General features: G+C 42.8%; 11 protein-coding genes. 9 read left to right on the top strand and 2 right to left on the bottom strand.

Annotated features, from left to right (window positions below; translation table 11 throughout):
* Window positions 1-228: 228 nt before the first annotated feature.
* On the bottom strand, window positions 229-1599 hold the full coding sequence (locus H7J92_RS03780) for a YjiH family protein (RefSeq protein WP_221835425.1): 1371 nt from the start codon (window positions 1597-1599) through the stop codon (window positions 229-231).
* Window positions 1600-2072: 473 nt separating this feature from the next.
* Between H7J92_RS03780 and H7J92_RS03775 the strand changes: the two genes are divergently transcribed.
* The 6 genes from H7J92_RS03775 (at window position 2073) to H7J92_RS03750 (ending at window position 11538) form a co-directional block, all read left to right on the top strand.
* Window positions 2073-2603, top strand: coding sequence for a DinB family protein (locus H7J92_RS03775; protein WP_246602493.1), 531 nt, complete (start codon window positions 2073-2075; stop codon window positions 2601-2603).
* Window positions 2604-2728: 125 nt separating this feature from the next.
* On the top strand, window positions 2729-4603 hold the full coding sequence (locus tag H7J92_RS03770) for an ABC-F family ATP-binding cassette domain-containing protein (RefSeq protein WP_078817183.1): 1875 nt from the start codon (window positions 2729-2731) through the stop codon (window positions 4601-4603).
* A 29-nt stretch (window positions 4604-4632) separates the two neighbouring features.
* The gene (locus H7J92_RS03765) at window positions 4633-5751 is read left to right on the top strand and encodes a virulence factor (protein ID WP_221835422.1); all 1119 of its coding nucleotides are present in this window, start codon (window positions 4633-4635) and stop codon (window positions 5749-5751) included.
* 234 nt (window positions 5752-5985) lie between these two features.
* Window positions 5986-8088 carry a methyl-accepting chemotaxis protein gene (locus H7J92_RS03760; RefSeq protein WP_221835421.1) on the top strand — a complete coding sequence of 701 codons (2103 nt, stop codon included), beginning with the start codon at window positions 5986-5988 and terminating at the stop codon, window positions 8086-8088.
* Between the two features lie 192 nt (window positions 8089-8280).
* The gene (locus tag H7J92_RS03755; protein WP_078817186.1) at window positions 8281-9588 is read left to right on the top strand and encodes a globin-coupled sensor protein; all 1308 of its coding nucleotides are present in this window, start codon (window positions 8281-8283) and stop codon (window positions 9586-9588) included.
* A 132-nt stretch (window positions 9589-9720) separates the two neighbouring features.
* On the top strand, window positions 9721-11538 hold the full coding sequence (locus H7J92_RS03750; RefSeq protein ID WP_221835420.1) for a cation:proton antiporter: 1818 nt from the start codon (window positions 9721-9723) through the stop codon (window positions 11536-11538).
* Window positions 11539-11561: 23 nt separating this feature from the next.
* On the opposite strand, the gene H7J92_RS03745 is transcribed toward H7J92_RS03750, so the two are convergent.
* Window positions 11562-12485 (bottom strand): LysR family transcriptional regulator, encoded by a 924-nt coding sequence (locus H7J92_RS03745; RefSeq protein WP_078817366.1) that lies wholly within the window; start codon window positions 12483-12485, stop codon window positions 11562-11564.
* Between the two features lie 109 nt (window positions 12486-12594).
* On the opposite strand from H7J92_RS03745, the gene H7J92_RS03740 reads away from it, so the two are divergent.
* The 3 genes from H7J92_RS03740 to H7J92_RS03730 all read left to right on the top strand — a co-directional run bounded on the left by H7J92_RS03740 (window position 12595) and on the right by H7J92_RS03730 (window position 16888).
* A complete protein-coding gene (locus tag H7J92_RS03740; protein ID WP_221835416.1) occupies window positions 12595-13632 on the top strand; it encodes a YeiH family protein in 1038 nt (345 codons plus the stop codon).
* Window positions 13633-13792: 160 nt separating this feature from the next.
* Window positions 13793-14239 (top strand): MarR family winged helix-turn-helix transcriptional regulator, encoded by a 447-nt coding sequence (locus H7J92_RS03735; protein ID WP_221835414.1) that lies wholly within the window; start codon window positions 13793-13795, stop codon window positions 14237-14239.
* Window positions 14240-14242: 3 nt separating this feature from the next.
* Complete coding sequence (locus H7J92_RS03730; RefSeq protein ID WP_221835413.1) at window positions 14243-16888, top strand: MMPL family transporter; 2646 nt, start codon at window positions 14243-14245, stop codon at window positions 16886-16888.
* The last annotated feature ends 323 nt before the right edge of the window (window positions 16889-17211 follow it).

The raw sequence follows: 17211 nt of genomic DNA, 5'->3' as shown, positions 1-17211 counted from the left end.
GTGCGTGTTGGTTATACATTGGTTCGGTCTGGCCTAACAAATGTGAGGTATAGAAGAGTATTAGCTCGGTCTGATGAAACTATGGTTCGGTGCAATGATGGTTTGGTTCGTTCCCGCTAATTTCATTGTCCTATTACGCATAAAAGCTGTCACGGAAAGTCATTTCTGACTTTCTGTGACAGCTCTATAAGTGCAATTGATTTTATGTGAAGGAATATTTCCCTTTTCTTATACTTTGCCCACAAACCAAAATAATAAATGTGCAATACCTGCTATAATCGGTAATGCGATAATGGTGCGAAGCAAGAAAATGATTAGTAAATCAAAAATGTTCAAAGGAATTTTCGTTCCTAAAATCAATCCGCCGACTTCAGACATATAAATGAGCTGTACGACTGATACTGCTGCGATGGTAAATAATGTGACAGGCGAAGTGATGACGCCTTCTGCCAAAATAACGGGTAAAAACATATCCGCAAATCCGACGACCATCGTCTGTGCTGCATCTGCTGCTTCGGGTATTCTCAAAAACTCCAGAATGTATTCGAATGGTTTACCCAGGATTCGGAAGATGCTCGTATATTCCGCAAGCATCAAAGCTACTGTCCCGAAAGCCATGACTACTGGTGCGACTCCAAACCACATGTCGAGTACGTTTTGAAAACCCATTTTGACGGTTTTTCCAATGGAGCGTTGTTTTGATGCCGTCTGTAATGCAGTATCCAAGCCTAATGCAAATACATTCGTCCCTTCAGGCAATTTTTCATCTTCAAGTGAAAACTCCCGATCGTCGATATATGTATTCTTAATAGAACGTAAAGGATAGATCCGCGGCATGACGAGAGCCAAAATCAAGCCGGTTAAAACTACTGTTCCGTAAAATGGAAGGAAGTAATCTGCCATTCCGACCGTATCGATGATGACCAATGAAAATGTAATCGATACAACAGAAAATGTGGTAGATATAATGGCAGCTTCACGCTGTGTATAATGGCCTTCTTCATACTGTTTACTCGTTAATAAAACACCAATTGTTCCGTCTCCAATCCACGAAGCAAGTGCATCAATGGAAGAGCGTCCTGGTAGATTGAATAAAGGCCGCATGATCTTGACCATCAGTGTCCCGAAAAATTCCAGTAATCCGAAGTTCAGCAAAAGCGGAAGCAAAAGTCCCGCGAAGAAGAAAATACTGAACAAAAAGGATACAAGTCCGTCACTTGCCAATAGTAAGCCACCTGTATTTTCACTCCAAATGGCTTCAGGTCCTAATTTAAAGACGACCATGACAGAGAACACTGCACCAATTACGCGAGTGATCGTCCAGAAAGGTGTCACTTTGAATAAATTTACAAAAAATGAAGGACGCTGAGGATCCTTTCTTACGAATGAAAATAGGATGGAGCCTAATGCAGAGAGTATGATCATCACCATCATCAACTGCGAGATAACGGGTTCCAGCGATCCTGCCATTAAGTCGGCTAGTTTGGCGATCGGTACTTTCCAGCCATCCTGAAATGGCAATGGAATCATAAATAGCATAATCCCGAGAAGGGAAGGAATCAAAAATACAAACCACGTACTAGCGGTATATTTCTTCAAGGTAGTTCTCTCCTTGTCTTTGATGTATAAAGTGAATATTTATACATTATACTGTTTATCCGTCCAATGTAAACACTTTAAGCTAAAGTGCGATTTTTCAGTTAGCGGGCAGACTTTAATTGATAAAAAGCTCGCTTGGAATAATTTCCAGAGAAGTGTTGAATTTGCATCTCAATATGTTCCGAATGAAGTGCATTACGAAACGGCTGGATCCTGAAAGAAGTTCGCCAAAATGTCCGGTCATCAGATTTCACCTTTACTTTGAGCTTTCTTTGTATACATGCTATTGCCTTTTTTACCAATTTAGAAACCAATACAAATGTACACTTTTGCAAGAGTTTAAAGAGCATTCGAAATCCATGAATTTTCTTCATTATTACAAGTATGAAATATAACCGTTCCCTCTTTAAATCTGATAGGAAAAAGCGTATGCTATTTCAATAGTAATGATTATGAGGAAGAAATGGAGGAGGATGTTGGTGGTTTTTGGAGAAAACATCAAAGTCCGTAAACGCATCTTACAGTTGATCGACGGCTTAACAGATGAGGAATTTAACGGAACGCCCTCATGCGGCGGCTGGTCTCCCAAGCAGATCGTAGAACATTTAGCATTAATGGAGTGCCGAGTTGCTACAAACATTGCCAAAGAATTGAAAAACCCTGACAGTCCGCGGGTTTTCAAAAAACCGATCAGTGTATCGGCCAGTCCTCTAATCAAGGCTTATTTATTGGAATACACAGAACCGACGGATACGTATCTCTCGATTTCAGAGACTAAAGAACGTCTGCATCAGTCTCGAAATTTTCTATTGGATATCTACGACTCGGCAACTGAAGAAGAGTTACGCAGCAAGTCTATCAAGCACCCGGTCTTCGGGAACGTACCGTTAATCCAGTGGTTCCGTTTCGTCGGTTTCCACGAAAAACGCCATTTGAGACAATTGAAAAGAGCAGTGGATCTTGCGAAATCAAATCCCACGCCGCTTTATGAATCGTCTAAATAATAGATAGGAAAGAACTTGACCCCACTCGGCTCAAGTTCTTTTCTTTTGTCAGGTTTTCGTTGTCCCCTATAGAAGTGTTTTTCAGCTATACTAGGAATAGCAGCTTGAAGATAGGATGTGGGGTTATGAGTCATTTAGTTGTAGAAAAATTAACCAAAACGGTTGGGGATAAAACCTTGTTTAAAGATGTAGAATTTGCCATTACAAGCGGTGAGAAGATCGGGTTAATCGGCATCAACGGAACCGGTAAATCTACTTTATTATCCATACTGGCAGGACAAGAGGAAGCGGATTCTTATGCAGCGGATCATCCGAATAAATTCCGTATCGCCTTTCTTCCTCAGGAGCCAGTTGTGGATCCTGAATTGACAGTCATGGAGACAGTTTTTAAGAGTGATGCACCGATCATTCAGCTGAATCTTCATTATGAGCATGCTTTGCAAGAACTTTCATCAGATTCATCAAACCCTGAGCTTCAAGAACGTTTTACGCGTTTGCAAAATGAAATGGACGCAACAGGTGGGTGGGATTTGAATGCCCAGGCACGAACGATTCTCATGAAGCTTGGAATTGATATGTTTGATCGGAAGATGGGCGAACTTTCAGGAGGCCAGCAAAAACGGGTAGCTTTAGCGAAAGTGCTAATCGAGCCGGCAGATCTATTGTTGCTGGATGAGCCGACAAACCATTTGGATGTGGAATCCATTCGTTGGTTGCAAGACTTCCTGCAAAATATTCAAGGCGCCGTTATGTTCATCACGCACGATCGGTACTTTTTAGATCAAGTAGCAACCCATATATATGAATTGGCGAATCAAACATTGTATTCGCATACAGGAAACTACGCCGACTACTTGGAATCCAAAGCATTGCGCGAAGAAATGGCCGCTGCGTCTGAGCAGAAAGACCGCAATCGTTATCGTAATGAATTAAAATGGATACGCAGAGGTGCCAAGGCGCGTTCTACCAAACAAAAAGCACGAATCGGTCGTTTCGAAGAACTTGAAGAAAAAGTGAAACAGACAGACTCCTCATTAGATTTAGAAATGGATCTGCAAACTTCACGTCTAGGTAGGAAAGTTCTGGAAATAAATGATATTACCAAAAGGTTTGGACAAAAAGTGATTTTGCATCCGTTCTCCGCAATTTTACAGGCAAAAGACAGAATTGCCATCGTCGGTCCGAATGGTGTTGGTAAGTCAACACTTCTTAAGATGTTGGAAGGCACCATTGCACCAGATACTGGTAATATCGAAAGAGGAGCGACGGTGAAGATTGCGCATTTTCATCAGCATATTCCGCCAATGGATGAAAATCAGCGAATTATTGAATATATCCGTGAAACATCCAATGATATAGAAGATGGAAGCGGCGCACGATTATCAGCTACACAAATGTTGGAGCGATTTTTATTTCCGGCTTCTTCACATGGTACGCCAATTGGGAAGCTTTCTGGCGGCGAGCGAAAACGGCTCTATTTGTTGAAGCTTTTGATGGAGCAGCCGAATGTCCTGCTGCTAGATGAACCGACGAATGACTTAGATCTTGAGACACTGTCTGTCTTAGAATCCTTTATCGATACGTTTACTGGCGTCGTCGTTACCATCTCGCATGATCGCTTTTTCCTCGATCGTATATCACGAAAGCTTTGGGTATTGGATGGGACAGGAGACATAAATGTATGGCTCGGTCTGTATTCCGACTTCTTGGAGGAGACTCCATTGAAAGAGGAAAAAGCACCGAAGAAAATAGAAGTGCAGCCTCAAGAAGAATTAAAACAGAAAAAGAAGATGACCTATTCGGAGAAGAAGCAATGGGAAACCATTGAGTCGGATATAGAAGTACTTGAAGAAAAAATCACAGCGACCGAACAAGAAATGGCAGGAACGGGATCTGATTACGATCGGCTTCGCTTACTCGATGAACAGTTGACAGAGCTCAATACACAATATGAAGAGCTGATCGAACGCTGGTCGTATTTACAGGAATTAGCCGACTAAGAAAGAAAGAGTAGATGGAGGAGATTTCGTTGAAAATAAAAGCAATTGAACCGACACCTAGTCCCAATTCGATGAAAATCATCATGGATACCGCATTACCTGAAGGGAAGAGTCATAATTATAAAAAGAAAGATGAAACTGAAGCACCTGAACCGATCCGTTCACTCTTGGCAATCCAAGGTGTGAAAGGAATTTATCATGTGTTGGATTTCATGGCAGTCGAGCGGATCGGCAATGTCCCTTGGGAGTCTATACTCGCAGAAGTACGCGCTGTTTTAAATGAAGAAGGCGATGTAATGGAACAATCGGAAGACATGGAAATAGATGAACACTATGGGGAAGTATATGTTCATGTACAAACGTATAAGGACATCCCATTGCAAGTCAAAGTTTTCAACAGCGATGCGGAAGTGCGTTTCGGTTTGAGTGAACGCTTCGTCAACGCAATGGAAGCTGTACACCACTCCGAAGTGGAGAATTATATTTTATTGAGAAAGTGGGCGGACTATGGCATTCGTTACGGTGAACTGCAAGAAGTGGGAGGCCAAGTCGCGCAGGAACTGGAAGCAGCTTATCCAGAAAAACGTCTGCAAGAACTGGTAGAAAAAGCTGAAAAAGCCGATGATGAAACAAAAGTTAGAGGCCAAAAAGTAACGCTCGCTGAGTTCACTGTTCCTGAATGGGAAAAACGTTTCCAGCTATTAGACCAAATGCCGGACCCGGATGCGTCCGATTATCCAGTATTGTCCGTTGCACTTGAAGACGAGAAAATGTCAATCCGTCGTCTCGCTACGGTTTATCTCGGAATGATTGAAGATGAATCGGTTATTCCGTTTATCGAAAAAGCATTAGAAGACAAAAGCTGGGCGGTTCGCCGTACGGCAGCAGACTGTATGAGCGACCTAGGATATGTTGGGTTCGAACCTGCGGCGATTCGTTTATTGAAAGATAAAAACAAACTCGTCCGCTGGCGTGCAGCAATGTTCTTATATGAAACTGGTACGGAGGACGCATTGCCTGCTTTACATGAAGCGGAAAATGATCCGGAATTTGAAGTGAAGCTGCAAGTGCGCATGGCGATTGCCCGCATTGAAGAAGGCGAGGAAGCTAAAGGTTCTATTTGGCGCCAGATGACGGAACGAAATTAAGGAATAAAGGGCTGTCCAGAAAATTTCTGGCAGCTCATTTTTTGTATGAGAGAGCGTTTTGTTCATCTATTTTTACTAGGTTGACAGGATAGTGCGGTACTCAGCTGGTTTGGATGGTTCCTCTGCTACTTTTGCCTATTCTTTTTAAAATTTGACTATTCATCCCTTTCTTTTAACAAGGACTAAAGGTATAATGTAATAATACTGTATATTTACCTAGGAGGTCCTAATAAAGTGAAAAAATCTAGAAGTATTGCGATGCGGCTGTCAGGGTTAATCATTGCATTATTTTTATTATTGTTTTTAGTGTATTCGGTCGTCACAAGTGTCATGTTACATAAGCAAAGCCTGCGTGATGCGGAAGAATTTGCAATGGAAAGCACAAATAAGAGTTCGCTTGCTTTGAGTGAAAAGCTAAAGGAAACGAATGAAATGCTGCGAACAACTAAACATATTTTGGAAACCCAGCGAGCAGAAGGAGATCTTCATGCGGATGAAGTCATTCGAATCATCAAGAACAACCTTCAAAATAATGAGGATGCAACAGGAATGGCAGCTGTCATCAATCAAGCAGCCATTGCGAATAAAGATGCAATACCACAGGATCTACTGGATGATGATCAACAATTCATTCCGTATACCTTTAAAGAAGGGTCAACAATCGGTGTCGAGCCTCTAAGCGGGATGGACGATCCGGAAGCCAACTTATGGTATACAGTGCCGAAATCAGAACAGCGTGCGATTCTGACGGAACCTTATGCATACGATACAAACGGACAAACGATTCTTATGACAACTATTTCTGTGCCATTACTTGATTCAGCAGGTACTTATTTCGGTCTGTTGACGACCGATTTATCCATTGATTTCTTAACAGATTTGGTAAATTCGATTAAACCTGACGGAGGCTATGCATCGGTTATTACAGACAATGGCGATGTAACAGCAAATAGCCTGAAAGAAGAAATGAACGGCGCCAATATGCAGGATTCCATTGATTGGGCTAGTGTCAAAGAAGTTATGGACAAAGGCGAACTTTCGAATCTATACGTTGATTCGCAGAGTTTAGGCGAAACTGCCTTCAACGCGTTTGCGCCTATTACTTTAAAGGATATTGATGAAACATGGACAGTGCAGACAGTAACACCTAAATCGAAAATCTTGGAAACGTTCAATTCAATTTTGTGGATCACGATTATTTCGGCAGTCGTCATTGTGTTGCTCATGGCAGCGGCTTCTACCGCTTTCATTTATCGACAATTACGTCCATTGCGGGAATTGCAGCATTCAATGGAAACAGCAGCGGCTGGAGATTTGACGGTGCTCGTCGATGAAAATTCGGTACGGCAAGATGAAATTGGTGCCGTTTCATTGGCTTATAACGATATGCTGCAACGAACGAATGAAGCGATACGAACAGTGCAACAGTCATCTACCCAATTGAGTGACTCATCTTCTCAAGTAACACACGCATTTGAAGAGCTTGTAGCTGCGAATCAGGAAGTTTCAGTAGCGACCGATGAAATTGCGCAAGGTGCGTCACGTCAGTCTGAAGATACAGAGCAAACGAGTCTTCGTATATCCGACTTGGCTGATCGTATGGAACACTTGAATGAAATGTTCCATACTATGAACAATTTATCTGGACAAGCTTCTGATGCTACGGAAGATGGTATTGGTGAAGTGAAGAAATTACGCGACCATAATACATCCGCCAATGATATGAATCACAAAGTTCAACTTCAGATTGAAACGCTATCTACTAAGATATCGTCGATCAATCAAGTAATCCAAACTTTACATGATATTACGGCAAGTACTAACTTGCTCGCACTCAATGCAAGTATTGAGGCAGCAAGAGCAGGAGAGAGCGGGAAAGGTTTTGCGGTCGTAGCGGAAGAAGTTCGGAAGCTGGCGGAACAATCACGTGTTGAAACCGAGGTAATTCAAGAAACCGTAAAAGAGATTTTAGTAGAGTCTGAACAAACGGTGGAAGTGATTGACAAGAGCATGGAATTGATGGAAGGTCAGAATCAATCCGTTTCGGATACGGAAGAATCATTTATCCGAAATGCTAAGATCACGAAGCAAATCCGTGAAGCGATTGCGGAGTTGTCAGAAGAGCTGACCGAAATGATGGAGCATAAAGACGAAGCAATCCTCGCCATTCAAAATGTATCTGCTATTTCAGAACAAACAGCGGCTTCAGCTGAAGAAGTGAGTGCATCGTCCGCGGCACAACAACACGAACTCGAGCAAGTGGCGAATTCGACAACTCAAATGAATAAAATTGCTGGAGAACTCCAAGGCGTTGTGGAGCGATTTAAGCTATCTTAAGTTATGTAAAGCAGAGACGGAAAAATTCCGTCTCTGCTTTTTTTGACTAAATCTGTTAATAAGTCGGAATTAAATTATATTGCAGGAAGTTGGGATTGGAATAGAATAGGTGGTGGGTGTATGGTAAAATGAACAACTTATATAGTGAAAAGTATTTAGAGTGATATTTCCGAAGAAGGGGTTATAAATGGCATGGTGTATTTATTTAAGAAAGATAAACGTAAGGCAGAAGTAATAGCGAGGGGAACTAAATTGGATTGTATTACTGGAGTTATTCAATTGGATCATTCTCCTTCTGTGAAAAAGCAAATGGATATGATTAATTTCACGGAGTATGACCTTGGATTCCTTCTGTCTATTAAAGATCAAGTTCAACCTATCCTGCCTGTTATGGTAGATGCTTTTTATAAAGCCTTGGATGCAGAACCGAAATTGAATAAGATTATCTCCAATCATAGCAGCAGAGAGCGTTTGAAAGCGTCATTGAACAGACATTTACTGTCGATATTCGATGGTCGGATTGATGAAGCTTATTTGGAACAGCGGAAAACCATCGCGAAGGTTCATGTGCATATCGGCCTTGAATCGAAGTGGTACTTGGCTGCCTTTGATGTAATTTGCGATGAGTTTTTTACCTTCATTGAACAGCTGGACATACCGAGGGAAAGGCAATTTCGGACATTGCGTGCATTCATGAAGATATTGAATTTTGAACAGCAATTGGTGTTGGATGCTTACGAAGATGTAAATAAGGAAAATCGACAAAAGGCTGAAGAATCGAAAATTATTGTTAAGGAAAAGGTATTGGGAACTGCCCAAGAGTTGGCAGCGGTCAGCGAGCAGACAAGTGCTTCTTCAGAAGAACTTTATAATAAAACGCAAATTCTTGAAAAAATGACGGTTCATAGCTTGTCGTTTATTACGGACACGGAAACGACTTCGCTTGCCAGCAAAGAATTGGTGAATCAGCAGTCACAAAAATTTGAACAGATAGTAGAGTTTACGGCAGATCTGATGGACCGCATGGAAGCACTATACAAGTCTACGGATCATATACGTGAGGTAGTAACACTCATTACGTCCATTGCCGATCAAACGAACCTCCTTTCATTGAATGCGGCGATTGAAGCAGCAAGAGCCGGACAACATGGTAAAGGGTTTGCTGTGGTGGCGGCAGAAGTACGCAATTTATCTGTTGAGACAAAGAAAGCGATCAGTACTGTCACAGCTATGATTGAAGAAACAAATACGAATATGAACGACATGTCCAATTTTGTACAAGTAATGGAACGGTTGATTCAAGAAAGTTCTGCCGGCAATCTACAAGTGACAAATTCCTACAATGAAATTATACAAGCTGTTTCAGGTATGAAAGAGCAAAGTGAACAATCCAAGAATTCCGTTGAGAGTACTGTGCAAATTCTACAAGAAATCAATCAAGCGGTGGGAGCGATTGCTCACTCGTCAGATGATTTGATACAGTTGGCAGAAGATCTTTAAGAAAGTAACAGGACAAATTATTAATGAATATGAAGAGCGGGATGAGAGATCTTTTCTTTCTATTAGGTATATAGCCTATCATTTGTTACACTGAACTGATAAAAAGACTCGTGAATGAGGGTAGGTGTTTGTATGGAAGAAGTAGCACTAATTAGTGTTGTGTCCATTTTAGCACTTGGAATTTTTTCTCAGTGGCTTGCATGGCGTATTCAATGGCCTTCTATATTTATTATGTCAATTGCCGGCCTGCTCATCGGTCCGCTGCTTGGCTTGGTCAATCCCGAACTGGCACTCGGTGAGCTCTATAGTCCGTTGATTTCGCTGGCAGTAGCTATCATTTTATTTGAAGGCAGTTCCAATTTGGATGTACGGGAGATTAAGGATATTTCTAAATCTGTCTTTCGAGTTGTCACGCTGGGTGCATTTCTTGCATGGATTTTGGGGTCACTTACTGCGCACTTCATTGCAGGACTCACATGGGAAGTGTCATTCATTATAGGAGGTCTCTTTGTCGTGACAGGGCCGACCGTCATTATCCCGTTGTTGAGGAATGCGAAATTAAAAGCCCGGACTGCAGCGGTACTGAAGTGGGAAGGAATTATTGTCGATCCGGCCGGCCCATTGCTAGCATTATTTGCCTACGAAGTAATCAAGGTTTTGACGAATGAGAATTTATCACTAAATTACTTATTGAATTTCTTTGGTGGCGCCGGGCTTGCGGTCCTTCTCGGATTGGTGATGGGGACCTTGATCGGTATTATGGCGAATAAAGGTCAATTTCCGGAGTACTTAAAATCTCCCGTTATTCTGGCATTTGTCTTGCTTTGTTTTACGATGGCAGAAGTCATCATGCATGAAACGGGAATGCTTGCTGTGACGGTTATGGGTCTCGTATTAGGTCGGAGCAAGCGTTATGTTTCGTCAATTGGAAATGTCGGTCATTTTGTTGAGAATGTTTCCGTCATGCTGACATCGACAGTCTTTATTTTATTGACCGCATCCCTTGCGAGAGAAACAATTGCTCAGATTTTCACTTTGCCTATTATCGGGTTTGTGCTCGTTATGTTGTTCTTTGTACGCCCCGTGTCGATTTGGCTTTCCACCATAGGAACAGAATTGGTCTGGCGAGAGAAGCTGCTGATCGGATGGATTGCTCCTAGAGGGATTGTCGCCTTGACGGTTGCCGGGTATTTTGCTGCAACTCTGGCAGAGGATGGTTATGAAGAAGCCTCCTTGCTGACCGCACTGACGTTTGCTCTCGTATTCATCACAGTTTGTGCTCATGGTTTTACCCTCGGTCCGTTGGCAAAAAAGTTGAATCTGGCCAGCAATGAACCGCCGGGTGTATTGATCGTCGGAGCCAGCAGTTTTTCTATCGGATTGGCTGAACAATTGAAGGAAATGAACATTCCTGTATTAATTGTCGATCCTTCAGAGGGGCGTCTGCGTCCAGCTGTTGAAAAGGGAATCTCCACGTTTACCGGCCAGATTTTATCTGAACGTTCGAGATTTTCCATTGACTTGGCACCTTACGATACGATCTTATCGATGACAGGAGACGCTTCTTATAATGCGTTGATTACACAGTCTTTTGCACCGGAGTTTGGTTTCAACAATACCTTTTCCCTGACTGCGGCACCTAGTCATCAAATGAGTAAGTCGGAACTTCCCATCTCATTAAAAGCACATCTATTATTTCAAGAGGGTGCGACGTTTCCCGAATTAAATCGCAAAATTAATACCGATTATGAGATCGGGGTACTTGATTGGCACGTCCCTGAATCGGATATAGGGACCAAAGAAATCCTTCCTGAAAATACCACACCATTATTTATAATGAAAAGGCATAAAACGATTGTATTTTCCACTTTGCAAAGAAAGATTTCTTTAGATCCCGGTGATCAACTAGTTGCCCTGAAATTGAAGGAAAGTGTATTTGCAAATAGATAAGGGGTTTATACTCCACCGACTGTTTACTTCATGTTGGTGGAGTTTTTTTGATTTAAAACGGTAAGATCTTCATTGTTCTTCAATAAGTCAATAAACACTTGCAATGCTTTTGTCTGAAAAGGTGAATTGGTCACAATGGAAAAATTGCGTTTAAAAGGAGTGCCTTTGACAGGTAATGTTTTGAGCTCTCCGTGACGCAGTTCTTTTTGGATGGCCCATTGCGAAAGCAGACTGATGCCGAGTCCGGCTTCTACGGATTCTTTGATTGGCTGGGTACTGCTGAACTGCATGACGCGTGCCGGCCGAAATCCTGATTGTGAGAAGAATGTTTCGGCAGCTTCTCGTGTGCCTGACCCTTCCTCGCGCAGCAGCCATAGGTCATTTGATAATTCGCCGATGGATAGTCGCCCCTTTTTCCTGACTAGGGGATGAATAGGAGACGCGACGACGTACATGGCATCTTCTGCAAAGTTCTCGTTTTGTAAAGGTGTAGCTTCCTTGAAGTGACCTTCAATTAGTCCAACGTCCAGTTGGTGACTGATGACTAGCTCTGCAATATCTGCTGTGTTCCCGATTGTCACAGAAGGCTCGATGGAAGGATATTCTGCGACGAGCTTGGACAAGATATGGGGGAGGACGTACTCTCCAAAGGTGTAACTAGCTCCGATGGTTAATGATCCGCTCGCTTTATTGGCTAAATCATCAACTAGATTATGCATTTTGGAGTAGAGGCCGACTATTTCTTTTGCATGATGATAGGCGATTTCACCAGCCCGATTCAGGCGGACATATTTATTTGTGCGCTCGAGTAGCCGGACTCCGATCGACTCCTCGAAGGAGCGGATATATTGGCTGACAGCAGGTTGCGTCATGTGAAGATCTTCAGCCGCTCTAGAAAAATTCTTACGTTCCGCTACGGCAATGAATACTTGCAATTGATGGTCGATGGGTAGCAACTCCTTCTCATATATATAATTACTTATCATGATCATTATAAATAGTTATTTTTCTTATAGCGAGCATTTTCGTATACTGACTATAGGAGGTGTTGTCGACATGACTACTGCAAACGAGACTCAAAAGCAGCAAGCACCACAACAACCGTCAAAGTGGGTTGCCTGGCTAGGTGGAGTGGCATTTACATTTTTTATAGCACTTTTAGGATTTTTATTAGCAAAACTACCTGGTTTTGACCATATTGGCCAGTTAGCATGTGCGATCATCATTGCGGTGGCCTATCGCCAATTCTTTGGCTATCCGCAAGCAATACGTTCAGGGATTGCTTTTTCATCTAAGCGATTGCTGCGTACGGCCATTATTTTATACGGATTGAAATTGAACATTGATACCGTTTTGAGTGACGGCTTAGGTTTATTGGTACGAGATGCCGGTGTAATTATTTTCGCGATTTTTATGATGATCTGGCTTGCGAAAATTTTTAAAGCGGATAAAGATATTTCATTGCTACTTGGTGTTGGGACCGGTGTCTGCGGCGCTGCTGCCATCGCTGCAGTCGCGCCAATTATTAAGGCGAAAGACGAGGACACGGCAATCGGCGTTGGAATCATAGCATTGATGGGGACCATTTTCGCCATCGGCTATACAATACTTCGTCCGATTTTGCCGCTCGACTCCATAGAGTATGGAATGTGGGCAGGGATCAGCCTTCATGAAGTGGCACATGTAGCATTGGCAGGCGCTCCAGCAGGGGAAGATGGCCTTGCGATTGCATTGCTTGCTAAACTGGGGCGAGTGTTCCTATTGGTTCCACTTTGCTTCATCTTCATCTATCTGATGAAACGCAAGAACAAAGGGACAGATGAAGCCGATGCAAAAATTGAATTCCCGTGGTTCTTAGTTGGATTCATCCTACTAAGCATTCTCGGCAGCTACGTATTCGGACATTCAATCCCTGTATCAGACAGTGTGATGGACGGTGTTTCGGTTCTAACGACCTGGCTGTTGACGGCGGCGATGGTGGGTCTCGGGTTAAATGTCAGCTTGAAAGACTTGCGTGACCGGGCCATGCGTCCACTGGCGGCTATGGCTGTTACTTCAGTTCTGTTATCCGTGATTGTGTATTTTATTGTTTAAAAAATTATATCCATTATGTCAGGCGAGAAGAGAATTCTCTTCAACCTGACTTTTTTGCGTTACCGTAATCTGAAAACTTTCTACAAGAATATGATGAATTAGTTGACTTTTCTTAGTCCACCCCCTAAACTAATATTATTAGTTTAGGGGGTGGACTATTTTGAAAGAGCAATTACAAGAAGCTGTAGAGCTGTTTGAAGAAGTAATAATCTATGGTACGGAACACGTTGTCAAAAATCTTAACATTCCTATATGGAAAGAATACTCGCCGGAGCAAATCCAAGTATTGAAGATTCTTTCCACCTACGGAAATCTCTCGAGCGGACAGCTGGCAGAAATCCAAGGCGTGCATAAAAGCGCCATTTCTACTCGATTGAAGAAATTGGTGGAGAAAGAACTGGTCAAATCGGAGAAAGATCCGAACGACCAGCGCACGAACAGTATTTCATTGACACTAAAAGGCAATGAAATACTGTCTGCCTCAAATGAAGCAGTCTATGAAAGTATCGAAAGTCTATTCAAAGATCGGATTGACGAACAAGAGCTTGAACAATTCATCGGCACCTTCCGTAAGCTCAAAGATATTTTAGTAATGAAGGGGATGTAATGTGTGAAAACCGTTTTAAAACTTAAATGGCCGATAGCAATCGGTTTAATTATATTGACTGCTGTATTATTCATAGCAGCTCCTGACTTGGCGAAGCAGGCGGAAGATGCCGGATCGTTCCAGTTACTCGACAGCGCTGATTCGCAAAAAGCAGCAAAAATGTTGGAGGCTGCAGGTGAAGCAGAAGAAACGTTGTCACTCGTATATCCGCTAGAGAAAGCAGCAGATGAAGTGAAAAAGAAAGAAATTTCTGCGACAGTGAAAGAAATCAAGGATCTCAGCAAAACGGTAACAGAAGTGCTGGACCCATTTGAAAGTGAAGAGATGGAAGACCAGCTCGTTTCTGAAGATAAGAAAACAGTCTTAGTACCGATTACAGTCGACGGGACACAGGATGAAATTATCACGTTGGCAGATCAAATTAAAACGGAAGTATTGCCGAAAGACCAGACCATCTATATGACTGGTGAAGCCATTATTAATGATGACGTCAATGAAAGTGCGCAAGAAGGACTGAAAAAGACGGAACTGATAACAGTAGTATTGATTTTCGCTTTATTGCTCATCGTTTTCCGTTCAATCGTCACGCCGTTTGTTCCATTAGTGGCTGTCGGTATTACGTATTTATTGAGCCAATCTTTTGTGGCATTTTTCATCGATTGGTTCGGTTTTCCGGTATCCAATTACACTCAAATCTTCTTAGTGGCTATTTTGTTCGGTTTAGGTACGGATTATTGTATTCTGTTGCTGAGTCGCTACAAGGAAGAGTTACTTGCGGGGCATGAAGTGGAAGAAGCGATTGTTAACACGTATAAGACGGCTGGCCGCACATTGTTCATCAGTGCGCTCGCAGTGTTTATTGGTTTTGCGGCAATCGGTTTTGCAGATTTCCCGATCTTTAAATCAGCAGTGGCTGTAGCCGTCGGAATCGCAGTGCTGATGGTCATTCTCTATACGATCGTACCGTTATTGATGTCGGTATTGAAGGATAAATTATTCTGGCCATCTAAAGGTGCAGCGTCTCATAAAGATAGTAAACTGTGGATTGCGTTCAGTAAAGTATCCGTTATGCGTCCGCTCGTATCTATGCTGGTTGTCGCTGTCATTACCATTCCTCTTTTATTGACTTATGATAATGAGTTGTCTTTCAATACAGTAGATGAAATCGACAGCAGCAAAGAATCGGTTAAAGGATTGAATCTAATTTCCGAGGCGTTTGGAGAAGGGGATTCATTGCCTGTGCAAGTATTGCTGAGAAAAGATTCTCCGATCGTCAAGGAAGGCGATGTGACATATCTGGAAGCGATCGCCCGCGACTTAGAAAAAGTAGAAGGCGTCAAAAGCGTTCGTACGGTTACGCGTCCGACAGGCGAGTTGTTGGAAGACTTATATGTAGATCATCAAATTGCCTTAATGGCAGATGGATTAAATGAAGCAACCGATGGATTGGATGAAATCGGTAAAGGACTTGGCAGTGTACAAGGTGGATTAAATCAAATTGGTGGGCAGTTGCCAGCCGGTTCCGCAGGCGGAGATGGACTACGCCAAGCAGCAAACGGTGTAGAGCAGATCAATGGACAGCTAGCGCAAATTGCCGGCGGTTTGCAGCAGGGGATGCCCGCCGAACAAGCAGCTGGCGGATTAAATGCCCTCAGTACAGAACTTGAGAAAATCAGTTCGGGAATTGCTGGCGCAGCCTCCCAAGTTGATCAAGGCGGTTCACAAATTGGTGCACTCAGCGGTGGTTTGAAAGAATTGTCCGGCGGTGTGAAGGCCGCTAAAGATGGTTTGGCTGAAGTTAGCAAAGGTTTGAATGAGCTTGCTGAAATGCTGAATGATATGGGCGACACGAAAAGTGTTCGGGATACAGGGTTATTCATTCCATCCGGCACGCTTGAAAAAGAAGAGTTCAAGCCGGTTATCGATCGCTATACATTCGATAAGGAAAAGGGAATTTTAATGGAAGTCATTTTGACAGAAAATCCATATTCTCGTGAAGCGATTTCGACAGTGCATGATATCAAGGATACAGTCAAACGCTCTGTAATCGGAACTCCTTTCGAAGATGCGGAGCTTGCGTTTAGCGGGATTTCCAGTATGAACTCAGATTTGGATGATATTTCATCTGCCGACTTCACACGCACGGTAACGATTATGCTAGTCGGTTTGTTCATCGTGCTGTTAATTTTGTTCCGTTCAGCAATTATGCCACTTTATATGATTGGTTCATTGCTGTTAACATATTATACAGCTGTTTCCATTACGGAGCTCATTTTCGTAAATGGTCTTGGGTATGATGGTATCAGTTGGGCAGTTCCGTTCTTCGGTTTCATCATGTTGATTGCGCTGGGGGTGGACTATTCCATCTTCTTGCTGGATCGTTTCCGCGAAGAGAGCATCGGTGGGATGAAAACGAAGGAAGCTCTTATGCATTCGATGGCGAAGATGGGAACAGTCATCATTACGGCGGCTGTTATCTTAGCCGGTACGTTTGGAGCGATGGTGCCTTCTGGAGTATTAAGTCTAGTGCAGATCGCGATGATTGTGATTTCGGGATTGCTGTTGTATGGCTTGATCATTCTGCCATTGTTGATTCCGGCAATTACCGTTTCATTCGGTCGCGGAGTATGGTGGCCGTTTAGAGGTTGAATAAAATTGTTAAGAAGAAATCAGGCCGTTCGAGAAGTCGTTTTCACATGACTTTTCGAACGGTTTTTACTTTTTTGTCTTAAAAGGTGGTATGACAGAGGAAATGTGCGGTTTGTGATCCGTTTGGTGCGGTGTAAACCGGGATTGGCCCGGTTTGCCATTATTATTGTGCGGTTCAGAAGATTTTTGGTTCGGTTCGACAGTACTTTGGTTCGATGTGACGGTATCTTGGTTCGTTCCTCTTCATTTCTTGCCCACTCACGGGAGAAAGAGGGAGCGCAGAAAGATAGTTTCGACTTTCGGTTTAAGGGTAGATAGGAAGA

Source organism: Sporosarcina aquimarina (assembly GCF_019748715.1).
GTDB classification, from domain to species: domain Bacteria; phylum Bacillota; class Bacilli; order Bacillales_A; family Planococcaceae; genus Sporosarcina; species Sporosarcina newyorkensis.
The sequence above is the reverse complement of the archived record's forward strand: the minus strand, read 5'-3'. Positions and strand labels throughout refer to the sequence as shown.